The sequence below is a fragment of the Planococcus sp. NCCP-2050 genome (genome assembly GCF_023708025.1).
GTDB lineage: Bacteria > Bacillota > Bacilli > Bacillales_A > Planococcaceae > Planococcus.
The window spans coordinates 375113-394367 of sequence record NZ_BRCX01000002.1 but is presented as its reverse complement, the minus strand read 5'-3'; the positions used below and the strand labels follow the sequence as shown (position 1 = coordinate 394367).

General features: G+C 45.6%; 23 protein-coding genes and 1 riboswitch. Of the genes, 19 read left to right on the top strand and 4 right to left on the bottom strand.

Annotated elements, in window-relative coordinates; all coding sequences use genetic code 11:
* Positions 1 to 47 precede the first annotated feature (47 nt).
* Positions 48 to 2471 carry a bifunctional diguanylate cyclase/phosphodiesterase gene (locus tag NFU07_RS11340; protein WP_251478143.1) on the bottom strand — a complete coding sequence of 808 codons (2424 nt, stop codon included), beginning with the start codon at positions 2469 to 2471 and terminating at the stop codon, positions 48 to 50.
* Between the two features lie 309 nt (positions 2472 to 2780).
* Between NFU07_RS11340 and fliW the strand changes: the two genes are divergently transcribed.
* From fliW to NFU07_RS11315, 5 genes are all read left to right on the top strand, one after another.
* Positions 2781 to 3227 carry a flagellar assembly protein FliW gene (gene fliW, locus NFU07_RS11335; RefSeq protein ID WP_251478141.1) on the top strand — a complete coding sequence of 149 codons (447 nt, stop codon included), beginning with the start codon at positions 2781 to 2783 and terminating at the stop codon, positions 3225 to 3227.
* 3 nt (positions 3228 to 3230) lie between these two features.
* Positions 3231 to 3452, top strand: coding sequence for a carbon storage regulator CsrA (gene csrA, locus NFU07_RS11330; protein WP_052653967.1), 222 nt, complete (start codon positions 3231 to 3233; stop codon positions 3450 to 3452).
* A 182-nt stretch (positions 3453 to 3634) separates the two neighbouring features.
* Complete coding sequence (locus NFU07_RS11325; RefSeq protein WP_285835956.1) at positions 3635 to 4636, top strand: flagellin N-terminal helical domain-containing protein; 1002 nt, start codon at positions 3635 to 3637, stop codon at positions 4634 to 4636.
* A gap of 321 nt (positions 4637 to 4957) precedes the next feature.
* A complete protein-coding gene (locus NFU07_RS11320; RefSeq protein WP_309296776.1) occupies positions 4958 to 5092 on the top strand; it encodes a flagellin in 135 nt (44 codons plus the stop codon).
* Between the two features lie 430 nt (positions 5093 to 5522).
* The gene (locus tag NFU07_RS11315) at positions 5523 to 5699 is read left to right on the top strand and encodes a YjfB family protein (protein ID WP_251478139.1); all 177 of its coding nucleotides are present in this window, start codon (positions 5523 to 5525) and stop codon (positions 5697 to 5699) included.
* Between the two features lie 326 nt (positions 5700 to 6025).
* Here NFU07_RS11315 and NFU07_RS11310 read toward each other — a convergent pair whose 3' ends face one another.
* Positions 6026 to 6904, bottom strand: a complete 879-nt coding sequence (locus NFU07_RS11310; RefSeq protein WP_251478137.1) for an endonuclease — start codon at positions 6902 to 6904, stop codon at positions 6026 to 6028.
* 189 nt (positions 6905 to 7093) lie between these two features.
* On the opposite strand from NFU07_RS11310, the gene NFU07_RS11305 reads away from it, so the two are divergent.
* The 13 genes from NFU07_RS11305 to flgL all read left to right on the top strand — a co-directional run bounded on the left by NFU07_RS11305 (position 7094) and on the right by flgL (position 16498).
* Positions 7094 to 7849, top strand: coding sequence for a glucosaminidase domain-containing protein (locus NFU07_RS11305; protein WP_251478135.1), 756 nt, complete (start codon positions 7094 to 7096; stop codon positions 7847 to 7849).
* 157 nt (positions 7850 to 8006) lie between these two features.
* Positions 8007 to 8354: a flagellar protein FlaG gene (flaG, locus tag NFU07_RS11300; RefSeq protein ID WP_251478133.1), complete on the top strand. Its 348-nt coding sequence runs from the start codon at positions 8007 to 8009 to the stop codon at positions 8352 to 8354.
* Between the two features lie 12 nt (positions 8355 to 8366).
* Positions 8367 to 9896 carry a flagellar filament capping protein FliD gene (fliD, locus tag NFU07_RS11295; protein ID WP_251478130.1) on the top strand — a complete coding sequence of 510 codons (1530 nt, stop codon included), beginning with the start codon at positions 8367 to 8369 and terminating at the stop codon, positions 9894 to 9896.
* Positions 9897 to 10286, top strand: a complete 390-nt coding sequence (gene fliT / locus NFU07_RS11290; RefSeq protein ID WP_251478127.1) for a flagellar protein FliT — start codon at positions 9897 to 9899, stop codon at positions 10284 to 10286.
* Between the two features lie 14 nt (positions 10287 to 10300).
* The gene (gene fliS / locus NFU07_RS11285) at positions 10301 to 10678 is read left to right on the top strand and encodes a flagellar export chaperone FliS (protein WP_251478124.1); all 378 of its coding nucleotides are present in this window, start codon (positions 10301 to 10303) and stop codon (positions 10676 to 10678) included.
* A 429-nt stretch (positions 10679 to 11107) separates the two neighbouring features.
* A complete protein-coding gene (motA, locus tag NFU07_RS11280; protein WP_235197859.1) occupies positions 11108 to 11905 on the top strand; it encodes a flagellar motor stator protein MotA in 798 nt (265 codons plus the stop codon).
* Positions 11895 to 12668: a flagellar motor protein MotB gene (gene motB / locus NFU07_RS11275; RefSeq protein WP_251478121.1), complete on the top strand. Its 774-nt coding sequence runs from the start codon at positions 11895 to 11897 to the stop codon at positions 12666 to 12668. Before motA ends, motB begins: the two co-directional genes overlap by 11 nt.
* Positions 12669 to 12685: 17 nt before the next feature.
* The gene (locus NFU07_RS11270) at positions 12686 to 13111 is read left to right on the top strand and encodes a flagellar basal body-associated FliL family protein (RefSeq protein WP_251478118.1); all 426 of its coding nucleotides are present in this window, start codon (positions 12686 to 12688) and stop codon (positions 13109 to 13111) included.
* A 63-nt stretch (positions 13112 to 13174) separates the two neighbouring features.
* Complete coding sequence (locus NFU07_RS11265; protein WP_251478115.1) at positions 13175 to 13609, top strand: flagellar protein; 435 nt, start codon at positions 13175 to 13177, stop codon at positions 13607 to 13609.
* 20 nt (positions 13610 to 13629) lie between these two features.
* A complete protein-coding gene (flgM, locus tag NFU07_RS11260) occupies positions 13630 to 13902 on the top strand; it encodes a flagellar biosynthesis anti-sigma factor FlgM (RefSeq protein WP_235197863.1) in 273 nt (90 codons plus the stop codon).
* 28 nt (positions 13903 to 13930) lie between these two features.
* A complete protein-coding gene (locus NFU07_RS11255; RefSeq protein WP_251478111.1) occupies positions 13931 to 14416 on the top strand; it encodes a flagellar protein FlgN in 486 nt (161 codons plus the stop codon).
* Between the two features lie 24 nt (positions 14417 to 14440).
* Positions 14441 to 15652 carry a flagellar hook-associated protein FlgK gene (flgK, locus tag NFU07_RS11250; protein WP_251478107.1) on the top strand — a complete coding sequence of 404 codons (1212 nt, stop codon included), beginning with the start codon at positions 14441 to 14443 and terminating at the stop codon, positions 15650 to 15652.
* 27 nt (positions 15653 to 15679) lie between these two features.
* Positions 15680 to 16498, top strand: coding sequence for a flagellar hook-associated protein FlgL (gene flgL / locus NFU07_RS11245; protein WP_251478104.1), 819 nt, complete (start codon positions 15680 to 15682; stop codon positions 16496 to 16498).
* Positions 16499 to 16752: 254 nt separating this feature from the next.
* On the opposite strand, the gene NFU07_RS11240 is transcribed toward flgL, so the two are convergent.
* Both NFU07_RS11240 and NFU07_RS11235 read right to left on the bottom strand, forming a co-directional pair.
* Positions 16753 to 17595, bottom strand: coding sequence for a flagellar hook-basal body protein (locus NFU07_RS11240; RefSeq protein WP_251478101.1), 843 nt, complete (start codon positions 17593 to 17595; stop codon positions 16753 to 16755).
* Between the two features lie 18 nt (positions 17596 to 17613).
* On the bottom strand, positions 17614 to 18468 hold the full coding sequence (locus NFU07_RS11235) for a flagellar hook-basal body protein (protein WP_251478098.1): 855 nt from the start codon (positions 18466 to 18468) through the stop codon (positions 17614 to 17616).
* A 215-nt stretch (positions 18469 to 18683) separates the two neighbouring features.
* Positions 18684 to 18770: riboswitch (cyclic di-GMP riboswitch) on the top strand.
* 83 nt (positions 18771 to 18853) lie between these two features.
* Between NFU07_RS11235 and flgB the strand changes: the two genes are divergently transcribed.
* Complete coding sequence (gene flgB / locus NFU07_RS11230; RefSeq protein WP_251478270.1) at positions 18854 to 19255, top strand: flagellar basal body rod protein FlgB; 402 nt, start codon at positions 18854 to 18856, stop codon at positions 19253 to 19255.

Genomic DNA, 19255 nt, shown 5'->3' with positions numbered 1-19255 from the left:
ACAAAAAAGGCTCTCGAGACATTTCGTCTCAAGAGCCTTTTCCCATGTTACACCCCGGCAGGCGCCGGGTCTCCGTACAATCTCAAAATGTCTTCTGCAGGCAGCGGGCGGTTGAAGTAATAGCCCTGTGCCTGGTCGCATTGGCGTTCTTTCAGGAAATCCAGCTGCTCGTTCGTCTCCACACCTTCTGCAATCACGTTCAACTCGAGGTTATGCGCCATGCGGATAATCGTATCGACAAGCGCCGCGTCTTTCACATCGACATGGATATTGCGTGTGAAATACTGGTCGATTTTCAAAGTGTTGATCGGGAAAAGCTTCAAATAGCTCAGTGACGAATAGCCGGTTCCGAAATCATCGATCGACAAATGAATACCCATCGCTTTCAGTTCCATCATCGTCGCAACCGCGCTCGTCGATCCTTGAATGATGCTTTCGGTCAATTCCAGCTCCAAATACTTCGGCTCCAGGCCAGAATCGGTAAGGGCGCTGTGGACCAAGTCGCTAAGATTCGTCTGCGAGAACTGGCGCGACGAAATATTGATGGCCACACGGAATTTCGGAAGCCCCGCATCTTGCCAGGCTTTGTTCTGCAGGCAGGCATTTCGCATAACAAATTCGCCGAGTTGGATAATCGTGCCGGTTTCTTCCGCAATCGGGATGAATTCGCCCGGGGAAATCGGCCCCATATGCGGGTGCACCCACCGGACGAGCGCTTCCACGCCGATGATCTTACCGGTTTTGATGTCGATTTGCGGCTGATAGTTGATCGTAAATTCGCCGCGGTCCAAGCCTTTCCGGAGGCCGATGGCGATTTTCGAACGCCGCGATACTTCCTCGTTCATGTCTTTCGTGAAAAACTGGTAATTGTTCTTGCCTTCCTCTTTCACCCGGTACAAGGCAAGGTCCGCATTCTTGATCAAAGTTTCGGCGTCTCCCCCATCAGTCGGGTAAAGGCTGATGCCGATCGACGGTGTGATGAAAACTTCCTCGCCATTAAACTGGAACGGCTCGTTAAAGCAGTCGAGGACTTGCTGGGCAAACTCCGCCGCTTTGCTGGAATCGGTCTGCGGCAATAAAAGAATGAATTCGTCGCCGCCGAGGCGGGAAATGGTATCCCGCTCATCGGCATGCTTTTTCAGACGCTCCGTCACTTCAATCAGTAATTGATCTCCGGTCGCATGTCCAAAGGTATCGTTGACCAATTTAAAATGGTCGATATCCAAATACAGCAAGGAGAAACGCTGCTGGTTTTCAGCGGCACGGGACAACATGGAAGCAAGCCGGTCATTGAACAAGCGGCGGTTCGGCAAGCCGGTCAATGGATCCAAGTAGACAAGGCTGCTGATTTTCTCGTCCGTTTGTTTCCGTTCAGTGATGTCGCGAATGATGCTGCTGAAGAACACACCGTCTTCCGTTTCCCAAGTGCCAAGCGACATTTCGATCGGGAATACGGTTCCGTCTTTATGCAAACCTTCCAGTTCAATCGTTTTGCCGATGACTTGCGGCATGCGGGATTGATAGTAGCGAAGCATGCCGTCTTCATGCGGTTTGCGATGATGTTCCGGAATGATCATTTGCAGGTTTTCGCCGATCATTTCTTTTTTGGCATGGCCGAAAATACGCTCGGCTCCTTGGTTCCATTGGGTGATTAGGCCAGTATGGTCTGCGACGATGATGGCATCATTCGCCGATTCGATGACCGACTGGAATTTCAGCTCTGATTCATCCGACTGGGCGGCAATCCGGCGGTCGATGCGGACGCTGTTGTAAGCAAGGCTCAAAATCAGCATCGCACCAAGCCCGACCGCGTAGCCGAGCAGCGTGCCGTTCATCGATGAAGCGCTGCCGTGCACATGGCCTTCCACCGGCGTAAACGTCGCCGCGGCCATCCCGGTATAATGCATGCCCGCTACAGCAAAGCCCATTAATATCGCACTGCCGAATTTGCCCCAGTGGAAATTGGACAACCCGCGCAAACGGAATAATAAATAAAGCGCCGCAAGAGACGTAGCGAAAGCAATCAAGGCAGACAAAGCGAAAAGAAACGGATCATACTGAATATCCGCGCCCATCTGCATCGCTTCCATGCCGATATAATGCATTGAAATGATGCCAAGTCCGATAAAGAACGCCCCGACAAGCAGCCGTTTCCACGAATTCGACGGGCGGCTGATGATGCGGAAAGCCACCCAGCAGGAAGCGAGCGCCGGCAAAATCGACAGGATGACAATCGGTACACTGTAGCTGACTTCCATCGACATATGGAAAGCGAGCATGGCGATGAAATGCATCGCCCAAATGCCGAGCCCCATGACGATGGCGCCAGACAAGATCCAGCGCTTCTTCAAACCTTGCTTTGAAATGGCGAGGCGGCTGCTGATGTCGAGGGCCACGAATGCAGAAAACATTGCGACAAAGATGGAAAGGATGACGAGCGGCCAATTATAAGTGAATGAAATAGGTTCCATGATTACACAACTCTTTCTCGGTTAATGATAAGGGATTCTCGAAAAGGCGATTTATGGTAAAATTACGAGAATAACCAAAGAATACTTTATTGGAATAAAGCGAATTTCCTACTGTCTTAGGAGATAGCTCTATTAAGATAGCACATGACTAGTCTTTTTTCACTAGTTTAGAGCAGGAAATTGTAAAGATTTTATAAATGTTTAAACATTTAGGGCATAAGATATGTCTTGAAGCTTCAAAAATATCGGTTAAGCTAATAAGAGAACCTACTCATTTTATGTAATGGAACAGACAGAAAGGGGCCCATCATGAAAATTCAAACAAGCCAATTCGGCGAAATTGAACTTGCGGACGACCGCGTCCTGACATTTACAAAAGGAATTCCAGGCTTTGAAGAAATGAAAAAGTATGTTTTACTGCCTGCAGATGAAAGCAGCGACTCGCCATTCTTTTTCCTCCAGTCAATTGAATCGGCAGAACTCAGCTTTTTCCTCGTTGATCCGTTTTCATTCTTCCCGGAATACGACATCAAACTTGCGGAGCAATTGGTGGAGCGGCTGGAACTGGAAGAACCGACAGACGCCATCGTCTTAACAACCGTTTCCGTTACCGGAGAAATGAAAGACGCGACGACCAACTTGAAAGCGCCGCTCGTCATTAACAATAGGAAGAAAATCGGCATGCAAATCGTCTTGGACAATAAAACCTACCAGATCAAACAGCGTTTATTCCAGACTGAACAAGGGCAGGTGTAAGCGATGCTCGTACTTGGCAGAAAAAAAGGCGAAACGATTGTCGTCGACGACAATATCGAAATCACGGTTACGGCCATTGAAGGGGACATGGTCCGGCTCGGCATCAACGCGCCGAAGCACATCACCATCCACCGGAAAGAAGTGTATTTGGAGATTCAGGAAGAAAACAAGCAAGCGACGTCGAATGTGATTAATATCAGTGATTTTTTGAAGATGAAGAAGTGAGGAGAGGCCTGCAGAGATGCAGGCTTTTTTGATGGAAGAAAAGAAAATGGAAAAACTTTATAAAAAACTTTTAAAAAAAGCTAAACATTTCGAAACGCCCTCCGATATAAATACTGTAAGGCAGTCCAAACGGATTTGGGCGCTTGCAAAAAACAAAAAACATTACACGGAGGTAATACAAAATGATTATCAATCACAATATCACAGCTTTAAACACGCACCGTCAAATGAGTTCAGCAACTAGTGCTCAAGCGAACAGCATGGAAAAACTTTCTTCTGGTCTTCGCATCAATAGCGCGAAAGACGATGCAGCAGGTCTTTCAATTTCTGAGAAAATGCGCGGACAGATTCGTGGTTTAGAACAAGCTTCTAAGAATGCTCAAGATGGAATTTCTTTACTTCAAACTGCTGAAGGTGCATTGAATGAAACACATTCTATTCTCCAACGAATGAACGAACTTGCTACACAAGCATCAAATGGCACTTTGAGCGAAAATGACCGTACAGCTGTACAAGATGAAGTTGATGCATTGAATACTGAAATTGATAGAATTGCTTCTGCAACTAAATTTAACGGTCAGACATTGATTGACGGTAAATTTGGAACGCAGTTAGATGCTACTTCTACAATGGCAGTAGGAAATAATGGTGTGACTTCAATTGATATTAGTGGGGCAGAAAGTGGTACAACTTATACTCTTGCTAGCACAGCTGATGGTATGGAATTATCAGATGGAAAGGGTAATGCCCAAACAGTTAAAAATACTGAAGGTGATGCTGGAGTATTAGATTTTAGTCAATTAGGAGTTAAAATTGGGGTTAACGCTAACTGGACAGAAGCGGCTACTGCAGGCACAATTGTTACGAACTCCAATGATAAAGTTACTCTTCAAATTGGATCTGAAAATTCTACTGACCAACAATTAGGACTTTCTATTGACAAGATGAACAGTGATGCAGATTCTTTAAATACTAAGTCTATTGATGTGAAAACTGCAACAGGTGCACAAGCTGCAATTACAGTCATTCAAAAAGCGATTGACACTGTTTCTTTGGAAAGATCTAAGATGGGTGCAGCTTCAAACAGACTTGAGCATACAATCAATAACTTATCTAGTACTTCTGAAAACTTAACAGCAGCGGAATCACGTATCCGCGACGTTGATTATGCCGAAGCCGCGTAAGCGAGCAGAGGTACAGTCGTCCTGGCCGGTAACAGCCAGAGATTACGACCGGGTGAATTGCTGGAAACCCCTTATAGCTTTTATTGCCACAACGCAGCTGGAAACGGCAGACGTGATGGTTCGAAAAAATAAAAGATTGGGCAATCAGCAGCCAAGCTCCTGTCTCGAAAGAGTGGAGAAGGTTCAACGACTAGGATAGACCATCTAATGCGCAAGCTATGGTGATGAAATCCGTAGGTGACACAGTGTACATCAGCACTGACAGATCCGAAGTGCCCGGCCCCTACTAAATTAGAGGGTGAAGATATAGTCTAGTCATTTATGAAAGTAAATGTTCGCACGATGGCGAAAGAAATGATGGAACAAACAAGAAATTCAATTCTTGCACAAGCATCACAAGCAATGTTGGCTCAATCCAATCAAATGCCTCAAGCAGTATTGCAACTGTTGAGATAATTGATCGAAGGGCGTCTAACCGGGTAACGGGTTAGATTATGACTGGGTGAATTGCTGGAACTTCCTAAAGCTTCATCAACCACAGCGTAGCTGGAAACGGCAGGCGTCACGGTTTGAAAATGATGAGGATGGACCAATGGATAATCAGCAGCCAAGCTCCTGTGAAGAAATTCTGGAGAAGGTTCAACGACTAGGATAGACCGTCTAAGGCGAATGCTATGACGATGAAATCCGTAGGGTGGCAAACGCCATTCGAAGTGCCCAGCCCCTTAAGTGTTAAGGGTGAAGATATAGTCTATTCTATGATCGAAAGACATAGCGGCAAAGCAAGCCAACCAACAGCCACAAGCTGTTCTTCAATTACTACGTTAATCTTAATGAAAACCGGGAGCCTAGAAATAGGCTCCTTTTTCTATAAGGAGGATTTCAAATGGATATCGCAGCTTTATCAATGGCATTGAGCCAGATGAATGTAAGACAGGAAGCGAGTATATCAGTTATGAAGAAGTCGATAGATCAAGCAGAAGTGAATGGTGACAGTGTTGTAAAGATGCTGGAGCAATCTGTTCAGCCGCACCTTGGCGGGTCGGTGGATTTGAAAGGATAAGTTTTTAATGAAATGAGCAGCTACAAAATATCTGTGACTGCTCATTTTAATTTTGTGAAAAGGAGAATGGGATAATGAAAGAACAAAAAGAAGTTCTGGAGTAGCAACTTCAATGGACAAAAGAGCAAATCAAGATTTTAGATGATATGGATGAAAAGCTGCAAGTAATGAAAATGATAGCAGAATATGCTTCTGGAAATGATCTTTCATATAGAAGAAGTAGAAAAGTTGAACGGCCAAATAAAGATTTACAAATTGAATACAACTTTCTTGAAGCTCAGCGGAACATTAATTTTCATTAGGAGGGAGTATAATATCTTTTGAATTTATAAACGGAAGCAATATGCGGTTATTTGGCTAATAGTTAATCCGGTCTTACACTTTAATCTTACTAGAAGATCTTTATAATCTTCTTTAATTTTTATCTGATACGGTCTAGTAGCAATTGTTTTATTTTGTGCCGAAATATTCTCTTTGAAAAATTCGGTATGATTTTCAGAAAGCGCCATTAAAAAGGGCAATTTTTTATAATGATTGTTTATTTCAACAGTAGGGTTTTTAACAATAAATTCGGTAGGCAAGTAAATAGTGGAGCGTTCTGCAATTACTTTAGATCCATTTAAACTTTGCCTTTTTCTGTTCATAGATTCGTGTATATAAGGACCGACTAACTTTAAGAAATAGAGGATTTGAAATTGGTCATACAAGATAAGCCGGTTTTGAGCATCGATTGAGAAGCTAAGATGATATTTCTTTTGAAGAAAGTCAATGAGGAATTGATTCTCTAAAGGTGTGAAGCTATCAGTTGAAAAGATAACTTTTTTCACAATGCCATTCTCTTGTTTTAAATGGCCGTCATCTTGATACCACCAAGCAAATGTTTTTTCGTTGAAATGTTTCTCAATATAAGAGAAAGGTAATTCTTTCTTTCCATGAGGGTACCAAATTTCGTATAGCTTACTAAATTCATCTGAAGTACGGGATTGGACAATATAACTTTCTGTGAATCCGGCTGTCATTCTTGTATCTACAATTTTTCTGTATTTGGGAAGGTTTAATGGAAGGGATTCTGAAAGTTGTTCATAACAATTTTCACTCCAACCTTTATCGTTTTTACAATGAGTAAATTGGAATCTCGGTTTTCTTGTTCCTTGTTTTGTCAAGCATCCGTCACCTAGTAACTTTCCGCAAAGTAAATCGTGCATTTCCGCCGCCTCCTAAAACACTCCGTTTTTTCTAGTATAAGAGGGTATCTTTCACTAAGTAAAATCTGGACAAGTTTAATTTCTCCTAACAATTTTTTATTATTGCCACAATTATCCTATTCTTTTTTCCTCCAATATCCTATACAATAAACGTGCATTCATTTAAGCAAAAAGGTGGGAACCCTCGAAATGACCGGTCCAGTTTCTTCAAATTGGTTTTATTACATGACTATGGCTTCTATGGCGCAAGCAGCGCCTTCGATAAATCAGACAAATGCGGCATCGCCGATGGGCGGCATGCCGAACGATAATTCGCTGTTCATGATGATCCTGAATGCAGCGATGCAGAATATGCAGCCGGCTTCTGAACAGACGATGCAAATGCCAACTCAATTACTTCCACAGACAAACGGTTCGTTTACACCGATTCAAGTGACGATCAAACCACTCGAATCGGAAACAGCATCGACTGCTAAGAATACGGCTTCGCCAATCGATACGAGAGCCGTTCCGACAAGTCCGCAAGATACGAGTGACTTCGGCTTTAAGCCAGTGCAGTTTATTAAGCTTGAGAATACGCTCGACGGAAAACTCAGCGGCGCGGCGAACCATTTCATCAATGCCGGGAAAAAATACGACATCAATCCTAACCTTCTTTCAGCAATCGCCATTCATGAAACCGGCAACGGCTCGTCAAACGCCGTCAACCAGAAGAACAATGTTGCCGGCATGATGGGCAAGAACGGCCTCCGCAGCTACGACTCGATCGAAGATAGCATTTTCGACATGGCACGGAACTTGCGGAAGAATTATTTGAATCAAGGAAAAGACACCATCGCAGCAATTGGCGCGAAATACGCTCCAGTTGGTGCAACGAACGATCCGACTGGACTCAACAACCACTGGACGCAAGGCGTCAGCAAGCAATTCAATAACCTAGCTTAAAGAAAGGCCGGTTCCTCCGTGAATCGGTTTTATTTTTTTGCGGAAATCCGTTAAAAAATGATTTCGTTTGCCGATAACTACTATAGATAGGTGACGGTTCGAGCTCGCTTTCGGGATTCAACCGACCCGCTAATTGAACGGTAAGGGAGAGTTAACCATGGAAGTGAAGCAGCCGCCTGTAGTTTATATTCCAGTCAAGACAGTTGAAGCAGCAATTGTACCTGCTGTTCAGCCGAAAGAAAAAACAGTGGAACTCGAAGCCGAAAAAACGGCGAACGTTACAAAAGAAAAGCTCATTGAAAAAGTGGAAGGCATGAACGATTTCCTTGAGCCGACGAATACATCGGTTAAATTCCAATTCCATGACGAACTGGGCGAATATTACGTCCAAGTCATCGATACGATCACCGACGAAGTGATCAAAGAAATCCCGAATAAGAAATTCCTCGATATGTATGCCTCTATGGCCGAATTCGCAGGATTGCTAGTAGACGAAAAACTGTAAGGAGTGAGCCTCATGCGTATTGGTGGATTAGCATCAGGAATCGACACAGATTCCTTAGTAAAAGAAATGATGGCGGCACAAAAATTGCCGCAGGATAAATTGACACAGCAAAAGACGTTCACGGAATGGCAGAAAGACGCTTACCGTGACGTAAACTTATCGCTATCAAACTTGCGGACACTCGCAAGTGATATGCGTCTTCAAAGTTCGTTCAATTCATACAGCTCGACCGCTACAGGAGGCAGTGTGACGCCGGAAACAACTGCGCTGTCGGTTAGCGGTTCTTATACGGTTAAAGTGAATAGCTTGGCAGCGGGTGCGAAAATCAACTCAGCGGCACCGATTAAAAGTTTTGCTAATCCGGCTGTTGCAGCAAAATCGACTGATGCAATCGGTACAGCTGGAAGCATCACCATTAAAGGGTCGGGCGCAACTGCAACCGACATTGTTGTACCGATCTTGGCTACTGACACGTACGAACAAGTAGCGAAAAAAGTCCAAGAAGCGACGGCTGCAAAAGTTCCTGAGCTGCGGATGAGTTTTGATAATACGACATCAAGCTTTTTCATCTCGACAAAAGGCATGGGTGGAGATCAGAACTTCACGATGAACTTCAGTACGCCGGAACTGGCAGGGCAAGTCATTAATGCTAAAGATGCGGCAAATGGAGATGCCGTTATTACAAACTTTTCAACAAGCGCTGCAACAGAAAATAGTTTCATGAAAGCCGCAACAAATGGCTCGGTAAAGTTTGACGGCATCACAGTTGATAACCTGACGTCCAATAAAACGACAATTAACGGTTTAACTTTAAATCTAGTTCAGGTCGGGGAATCAACTATCACCGTCCAAGCAGATCCAACAAAAACTTTCGATAAAATCAAAGGCTTTATTGATAAATACAATGAAACGATTGCGGACATTGAAAAACAATTAGTCGAAAAACGCTATCCGGATTTCCAGCCGCTTTCTGCAGAACAAAAGAAAGAAATGACAGACAACGAGATCGAATTATGGGAAGAAAAGGCGCGCAGCGGCTTGCTTCGAAACGATCCGATTTTAAGAAGCGCCATCCAGGAATTGCGCCAGTCGTTTACAAGTCCGGTTGCGGGCATGCCTGCAGGCAGCATCAATATGCTGTCGCAAATCGGCATCAATACCGGAACATGGTCGGAAGGCGGAAAGCTTTTCATTGATGAAGATAAATTGAAAAAAGCGTTGACGGACAAGCCGGATCAAGTAATGGCGCTCTTTACGAATCGGGTTGATGATAAAAACGTCGGTGTCGGCGGACGTGTTTATGATGCTTTGAATAATGTCGTGAAAAAACTAAGCGATAAAGCGGGCAGTCCAACAAGCCTGGTCGATAATAGCCAAATTACGAAATACATCAAACAGATGGACGAAGAGATCAGCCGCTGGCAGACACGTCTCGAAAAAATCGAAGACCGCTACTGGAAGCAGTTCACGGCGATGGAAAAAGCCATCAGCCAGATGAACTCGCAAAGTTCATGGATTTCACAAAGCTTAGGAATGATGTAAATGGACAAACAGCATGAAAATTTGCAGGAGCTTCTGGAATTGACGGAAGCGATCCTTGCAAAAGCAAAAACAATTGGTTCCAAAATGGACGATAACCAGACGGAAGACTTGGTGGAAATCCAGATTTTATTCGATAGGCGGCAAGGAGTGATTGACCGCATGGAAGCTTCGAAAAACGGAGCGGAGTTCAACTGGTCTGCTGAAGGCAAAGAAATGGTGAAGAGCTTACAGACAGCGGAGCTCGAATTGAATCCGCTCATGAACAGCCTGCACCAAGCATTCACGAACCAGATGAATCGCATCAACCAAACGAAACAAATGTCCAAGAAATACCGCGGCGCTTACCAAAGCACACCAGTGGACGGGACGTTTTTAGATATACGGAAGTAAGAGGGGGAACTACGATGGCAACGATTAATCCTTATCAGGCGTATCAGCAAAACTCGGTGATGACGGCATCTCCGCAGGAATTGACGCTAATGCTTTATAACGGCAGTTTGAAATTTATGAAGCTCGCAAAAAAGGCGATGGCGGATAACAATTTCCAAGAAAAGAACACCAATATCATTAAAGCGCAGAACATCACGCAGGAATTGCGCGTTACTTTGGATCCGGACGCTGAGATCTCAAAGAATATGGAACAATTATATGAATACATGTACACGCGCTTGATCGAAGCGAATACGAAAAACGACGTGACGATCTTGGAAGAAGTTGAAGGCTTGATGATAGAGCTTCGCGACACATGGAAACAGGTTATGGGGCTTGTGAAGAACAGCTGATTTAAGTAAATTGAATAAAAATAATCCTTTATAACCGCGCCGGTCGCTTTGGGCATGACTCCCGCAATAAGCCGAGAAGAACACTCGTCTTATTGCTTCGTCTAGCCCTTGGACGCGCCGGCGCTAAGAAATTCCTTGGTATGGAGCAAAACAGCGGAGACTCCCGTGGGATAGCGAAGTGCCGAACTAACTTGGGCGTTAGCCCAAGTTAGTTCGGCGCAAGCCAAGAGTTGACCGAAGCCTGCGAGGGCAAGTCTTTGCGACGAAGCTAGCGCAGCGATGCAGGAGCACAGGTTTTGAAAAGCGGAGCTGTTTTGCGGAATATCATCTAGTATAACTAGCTAGTTCTGACAGAAATAGAAAAACTCAAAAGCAGGCACAGCAGGGGTAGAAAACATACTTTTTAACGAGTGAAATGAGGTTTTTGGTGTGGATAAGACATCATGGATAGGCGTAATACTTGGTTTTGTCGTATTGGTCGGCGGGATGATCCTTAAGGGATCAGATCCGGTCGCTTTATATAATCCGGCGGCGCTGGTTATCATCTTCGGCGGAACGATTGCCGCAGTGATGGTTGCGTTCCCGATGGATGAATTGAAAAACGTTCCGGGCCTGTTCAAAGTGCTGTTCGGCGGTCCGAAAATCATTCCAATCAAGGAAATGATTCCGACGTTCACGGAATGGGCATTATTGGCACGAAAAGAAGGCTTACTAGCTTTGGAAGAGCGCGCAGAAGAAGTGGAAGATCCATTTTTGCAGCGCGGCTTGAAAATGGTCGTTGACGGCCAGCCGCAAGAATACATCCGCAGCTTGATGGAAGAAGAAATTGCGGCAATGGAAGAACGCCATGAAGTAGGCGCGAAGATTTTCTCGCAAGCGGGGACGTATGCACCGACGCTCGGAGTTTTGGGAGCGGTTATCGGACTCGTTTCGGCGCTTGGCCACTTGGACGATATCGCACTTCTTGGGAAATCGATTTCAGCGGCATTTATTGCGACGCTATTCGGGATTTTCACGGGTTACGTGCTTTGGCATCCATTTGCGAATAAGCTGAAGCGCAAATCCGAACAGGAAGCGAAGATGAAAATGATCATGCTGGAAGGCTTGCTTGCCGTACAGGAAGGCTTGCCGGTCCGCACCGTGGAAGAGAAATTATTGACGTACTTGCCGGCGAAAGACCGCGTCTTGAAAGAACCGGAAAAAGTGGGTGGTCAGGTTGAAGCGTAAGAAAAAGCATGAAGATCATGTCGATGAGTCGTGGTTGATCCCTTACGCCGATATTTTGACGCTGCTTCTCGCGCTGTTCATTGTTTTATTCGCCGCGAGTGAAGTGAACTCGCAGAAGTTCCAGGAAATCTCGCAGTCGTTCAATAAAGAATTGCAAGGCGGCACGGGCATCCTGGAAAACCAGGCGCCGGTCGAGACGCCGGACACGACTTCGAAATTAGCGGATCTCGGGGAAGACGAACCGGGAGACGACGAGGGGCCGAAAACGGCTGAAGAAATCGCTTTGGAACAGGATTTTAAAGAGCTCGGAGAAGTACGTGAAAAGATTGAAGCGTACATCAAAGAAAAAGGGCTGTCGACCAGACTGGAAACAGAACTTACCGGAAAAGGCTTGCTTTTGACGATTAAAGAAGGCGTCTTATATCCTTCCGGAAGCGCGGAGATTACAGAAAATGCTGAGAAAATGGCGGCTGAAATCGCCGAACTTTTGATTACCGATTTGCCGCGGAATATCTATATTGAAGGCCATACCGACAATGTGCCGGTCCAGACCGATGATTATCCGTCCAACTGGGAACTCAGTTCGGAACGCGCCATCAATTTCATGAAGATCCTTCTTGAAAACGATAAGCTCGATCCGCGGACATTCAGTGCGACCGGCTACGGCGAGTACCGTCCGATCACATCAAACGATACAGCGGAAGGCCGTGCAGAAAACCGCCGCGTGGAAGTGTTGATTTCCCCGTACGGCGAAGAAATTTAACGAGATAGAGGTGCACCATGGGGAAAATGAAAGTGTTGGTTATTTTATTGATCGCGGTCGTGGTCCTTGGCGGAGGTGCGATGTATTATTTGAAGAGCACAACTGCTGAAGCGGAGACGGAAAAAAAGCTGTCGGCTGAAGAGTTGGTGGAAATGAGCATCGACACGGATATCATTACAACAAACCTTGCGACTGGCGAAAATTATGCCGTAGTCCAGTTCAATATCCAGCTGAACAGCAAGAAAGCGAAAGAAGCGACGGAAAAGCGCACAGCTGAAGTGCGGGCAGCGATCATTTCAACCGTAGCCGGATTCACGAAAGAAGAATTGGTCGGCAAAGAAGGCATCGCGATGCTTGAGACGGAGCTGAAAACGAAGTTGAGCGAAACCATCACCGAAGGCAAAGTGGAGCGCGTGCTTGTGACTGAATTTAAATTGCAATAAAATTAAATTTGGACTAAACATTTTGGCGGGGATGCCGATATAAATAATAGAAAGCACCAGGTGATGGATGTGCACTCAAACCAATTGGAAAATTGTGTACTATGCGGCCGGCTTTATTTGAAATCCTACACCGATTTTTGCTTGGATTGCTACAAGGAAATCGAGGCGGATTTCAAGAAAGTCGATGCCTTCATAAAAGACGAAGCGAACCTCGAGGCGACACTTGAAGAGCTGAGCGAAGCGACAGATGTCTCTGAAAAGCGCATTGCCGATTTTATTCGCGACGGGCGCATTTACGGGGAGGATTTCCCAAACTTGGGTTACCCGTGTGCGCATTGTGGTACAGTGATTAAAAGGCAAGTGCTATGCAACTCCTGTTACCAGGAGTTCTCTTCGGAAATCAACCGGACCTTGAAGCGCGACAAACTCGTGGACGAGATCGGCAGAAAGCCGCAGGAGCGGGCAGGAAAGTACTGGCAGGTCAAGCAGGACAAATAAACGAACAGGGCGGTGAAGGAATGAATATCGATAAAACAAATGGTTCTTCCTTTATTCAATCTTATCAAAAACAGATGCAGGTCTCGCCGGTGGAACGGTCAAAGCCGATCCAGAAGGAAGACGAAGTGCAGATCTCAAACCGGGCAAAAGAGATGTTTGAGAAGAACACAGGGGTAGACATGGACAGACAAGAAAAAATCAATGCTTTGAAACTCCAGATTCAATCAGGCGAATACGAAGTCAACAGTTCGAAAGTGGCTGAAAGCGTCTTTGATTTCTGGTATGACAAGTAGAACGCTGCTTTAAAGAGGAGGGTGTCGAATGCTTACATCATTAGCCGCGACGCTAGAAGAATTAATCGGCATCCAGAAGCAGCTCCTGGACTTTGCGGAACAGAAACGGATTGTTTTGATCGAGCGCAAAGTCGATGAGCTGAATGGATTGGTAAAAGAGGAAGCGAAGCTTGTCAAACAGCTGAACCTGGCTGAAAACGGGCGGGAACAACTGGCGGCACAACTTCGGCAAGAACATCCGGACCTGACGTTCAGTGAGTTCGTGGCACAGCTTCCGGACGAAATCATGAAAAAGAGATTGCAGACGCAGATCGAAACACTGCAGGAATTGCTGGTCGAACTGCAAGCGAAGAATAAAATCAACGAGCGGCTCCTGATCGATTCGATGAGCTTTGTGCAGCACATGATCGATCAAGTCACGAAAACAAAACAGCAAAACTTCAACTACCAATCGCCAATGGGCCAACCAAAATCACAAACCGGCAACCGCGGCTTTTTCGATACAAAAGCGTAAACGTGCCAGAAAGCAGGGAATTACATGGTTTCAACATTTCATGGATTAGAGCTAGGGAAGCGCGGCTTAAACGTCGCCCAAACGAATATCACCACAACGGGCCACAATATCGCCAACGCTAACACAGAAGGCTATTCACGCCAAAAAGTGAACTCCAGCTCGACGCCGTCTTTGGATATCTGGACAAATGGCCAAACCAGCCAGCTTGGAACCGGAGCTCAAGTTGACTCGATCATCCGTGTAAGAGACCGCTTTCTGGATGCGCAGCACCGCGACCAATCGTCGACACTCGGCGAATGGAAAGTACGGCAGGAAACACTCGGCCGCCTTGAAGTGGCGATCAATGAACCGAGCACGACCGGATTGAACGCCGCGATGGACGGGTTGAGTGCAGCGTGGCAGGATGTGCAGAACAATCCGAGCGACGCATCGGCTCAAGCTGTGTTGAAAGAACGTGCAGAAGCGTTTGTGGAAACAGCTCAAGCGATGAATAAATCAATGGGTAATATTACGGCGGATCTTGAATCGCAGCAAACGGCGGCGCTAGAAGAAGCCGGCAGCTTAATGAAGCAAATCGATCAGTTGAACGCGAGCATTAAGAAAAGCGGCAACTTGTCGAATGACTTACAGGACAAGCGGGATGTATTGATTGGCAAGCTTTCGGAGATTGTGCCGGTGACGGTTACAGATAAGAAAGACGGGACAGCGGAAGTCACATTGCCGGATGTCTTTGATACAGATGCGGACGGCGGATTGATGCTGAAAGCGGGCGCAGATGTTCCTGGCGGGAAATTGGCTGGGATTCAGAAGTCACTTGAAATCGCAGACGGATATCAAACAGAGTTAAATTCAACAGTTGAAAAATTCGCTGCAGCGAATGGGAATTTATTCGCATCAAAAGGAATTGCCGATGCTGATTTCATCACGAACTTAACGGTGGGTACGACGATTGATGCAACCACTTTAAATGAAACGGATCTTGAAGCGGCTCAAGGCGACTTCCGCGCACTTGTCAGCAAGCTCGGTGCACAAAGCCAAACAGCGATGAATACCGTAGCAAACCATGAATCGGCATTGCTCGCAACAGACAACCGCCGCCAATCAGTGGTTGGAGTTTCCATCGACGAGGAAATGGCGAACTTGATCATGTTCCAGCACGCATACAGTGCGGCTGCCCGATTCATTACAACGACGGACGAAATGCTCGATACTATCATTAACCGCATGGCGAATTAATGTTTTAAGCAACGGAGGTAGATTGCGATGAGAGTCACTCAACAAATGCTGCATCAAAATTCGGTCCGCAACATGGGACAGAATTTGAGCCGCTTCGAAAAAACCAATAGCCAAGTGGCATCCGGCAAGATGCTTGAGCGCCCCTCAGATAACCCGAATGGGGTCAGCCAAGCGATGAGCTTGAAAAGCTCGCTTGCGGCTAATGGCCAATATGAAAAAAATATCGACACAGCCAATCTGCTGCTTGATGAAACCGATCAGACAATCGGCAAAATGACGGACGTGATGCAGCGTGTCCGTGAACTGGCGGTCAATGGCAACAACGGAACATTAGCACCGGAAGACCGGGCGACAATCGCAGCGGAAATCAAAGAGCTGGCGAACCAGCTTGAAGAGTTTTCAAAAGCGAAAGTGAATGGCCAGGATTTATTCGCTGCAGCTAAGGGTGGGGAGAGAGAATTCACTATCAGCAACGGCATCACGATCAAAGCGACTACTTCAAAAGAAGCTTTGTTTGGAACTGGTGATCAGCTAATCCAATCAGTGAAGGATTGGGCAGACAGCATCAGCAAAGGCGAAGAAGTGAAGCTGGACGAAATCGATGCTACATTCAATGGGTTATTAAGCGTCCAATCCGAAGTCGGAGCGCGCGCAAACCGAGTAGAAGCGTTTGAAAACCGCTTGCTCGACAACAATTTGCAGCTCCAGAAAATGCTATCGAGCATTGAAGATGTGGATTACGCAGAAGCGATGATTCGCTTGAAGAGTGAAGAAAGCGTCTACCAAGCAAGCCTTGCTTCTTCCGCTAAAATCATACAGCCTACATTGATGGATTTCTTGAGATAATATAAATAAAAGCTGGAGCCGTTCTTAATCGAACGGATCCAGCTTTTTTGTTTTGTAATTTTTTTGTTAAGTTTTTTATTGCATCTCAAGTTGTATTTTAGTCGAAATCAATCGCTTATGGTCCGAAATCAACTCTACACGAGCTAAAATCAACCCAACCCCACTCGAAATCAACTCAGTCACCCGCGAAATCAATTCACTCCCGAATTCAGGCAAAAAAAAGAAGCAGCTGCTTTCACAGTTGCTTCAAAATCTTATCCGCGAATTGTATTCACGAGCCCCATCATGTCGTCAGCGAAGGAAATGGCTTTCCCTTGCGACTGGATCAAGCGCTGTGTGGCAATCAGTTCGGTCATTTCTTCGGTCAAATCAACGTTCGACGTTTCAAGAGAGCCTTGGTTGATGCGGAAGTTTTTATTGTTCTGCTGGCTGAGGTCTACTACCTGCAAAGTGCCATTCGCCACCTGTTCCGCTTCTGTGCCAGGAAGCTGGTAACGGTTGCCGCCAATTTTCTCGAGCAGATTGGGACGGTTGATGTCCGCGATGCTTAACTGGATTTGTGTCGGCTGCTTGCCGGCGTCTTTATACGTCACTTGCAGCGTGCCGTTTTGGTCCGCTTTAATCGAAGCAAAATCGTTATCGAAAGAAATCGGATTGTTGTTGCTGTCGAGTACCGCATCGCCGTTCGAAGTCACGAGATTGACTTGGTTGGAATTCAGGACGGGCTGGACTTGGAAAGAGCCATCTTTTGTATAGAAAGTTTTTCCTTCAGAAGCCACCCGAAAAAAGGCGGAATCTCCCTGGATGCTGAAATCGAGCGGCCGATCCGTTTGCTGGATTGAACCTTGCTCGTTGCGGAGGCTTGTCTGCGTCACCCGGACACCGGACCCGACGCGTAAGCCATTCGGCGTTACGCGACCGGTTTCGTTGTTGGCGCCGGCTTGCCGCGTGATTGACTGAACCAGTGTATCTGAGAAATTGGCTTCTTGGCGTTTATAGCCGTTCGTGTTGACGTTGGAAATATTGTTCGCGATCACGTCGACTTTTTTCTGCAGTTCACGCATCGAAGTGGCAGCGGAATTCATTTGAATGTTCATATCTTAAAGACCTCCAGATTAAACGCGGCCAATTTCATTGACTGCTTTTTCCATGCTGCGGTCATACGCTTGCAGCACTTTTTGATTTGTTTCAAAGCCGCGGTACGTAGCCATCATATCCGTCATCGTCTGGGTAAGGTCTACATTTGACTGTTCAATGAACCCTTGCTTGACGAACGAACCGGAATTATTCAATAAAGCGACGGTTTCCGCGTTTTGCGGCGCAGCATCCGGAGCGCCTTCCCAACGGAGCAAACCATGACCTTCTTTAACAAATTGCTGCGGATTTTCGGTATAGCCAATCCATAGGCTATTTGTCGCGTCTCCGTTTGCCAGAGTAATTTGGCCATTATCTGCTACGGTGAAGTCTGTCGAGTTAACGGGAATCGGCTGCATGTTTTGGCCAAGGACGTTATTGCCGTCTGCCGTTTTCAAGAATCCATCTGTACCAACGGAAAACTGGCCGTTTTTCGTATAGCGGACTTGTCCGTTTTCGCCTTGAACCGCAAAAACGAGCGATCCTCTTTGCTGAGTTTCAGGATTCAAGGGAAGCAATTCATCCATAAGTGAAAAGTCCGTGTTGTTGCCTGTATCTTTTAAAGCGCCTTGGGCAAAAGAAGGGATTCCTTCTTGAGCATAAACACCTGTATTCAACTGTCCAATTGTCGTTTGGGAGGATGGACCTTTTTGGCCGTTCGCTGAAACTTTTCCAGCTTCCATAGCTTTGATCAATTGCTCAGGAAATGCACGCAGCACGGTCTGATCTTCTTTAAAGCCGGGTGTAGCGGCATTCGCTAAATTATTTGTTAGGATTTGCTGCTGCCGATTATGGGCAAGCATTCCAGAAGTGGCTGTGTATAAACCACGGAACATAAGCGATTCTTCCTTTCGTACGAAAATGATAGAATATTACCGCGTTAGCATACCATATGACTGGGGCAAAAATATACACGAATATGGAAAAAATAGTACAAAAAATTTTTTGAGAGAAAAATATACAAAAATAAAAAAACATGATACTATAATTTGGTACAATTTTTTGAAAATGGTACTAATTATCGAGGCAAATAAGTAAAATAGTCGTATCATGTCGACAATGGCAAACTTTCTCGAAAGAAAAGGACGCAAAGCCACGGGCCTAAATATTTTATATACAAGGTAGCCGGGTTGCCGAAAGATGGTAGGTTTTTTATAAATCCACCTTTTCTTAGAGGTGGATTTTTATATGAAAAATTATGATGAAAAAAGGAGTCAAACGATGAATATCTTTCCTCAATCGTTTCAAACACTGGAACAAGCCTTGTCTGCATCGGCTTTAAAGCAAAAAGTCCATGCAGCGAATATCGCTAATGTCGATACCCCGAATTACAAAAGCAAGCAAGTGGACTTTCAAGCAATCCTGAATAATGCGGCAGCTAACCAGAAAATGGTCAGCTATAAAACCGATGCGAAACACGTCGAATTCAGTGGCGGTGCTTCAAATGCTGTTCCTGGCATAAAGGAAAATAATTCCACAGCATTTAATCCAAACGGCAATAACGTAGATATGGACTATGAAATGGCGGAATTAGCGAAAAATCAACTACACTATAATGCACTGACAGAGCGAATTGGTGGGAAATTTAGCACTTTAAGCACTGTTATTAACGGAGGTAGGTAA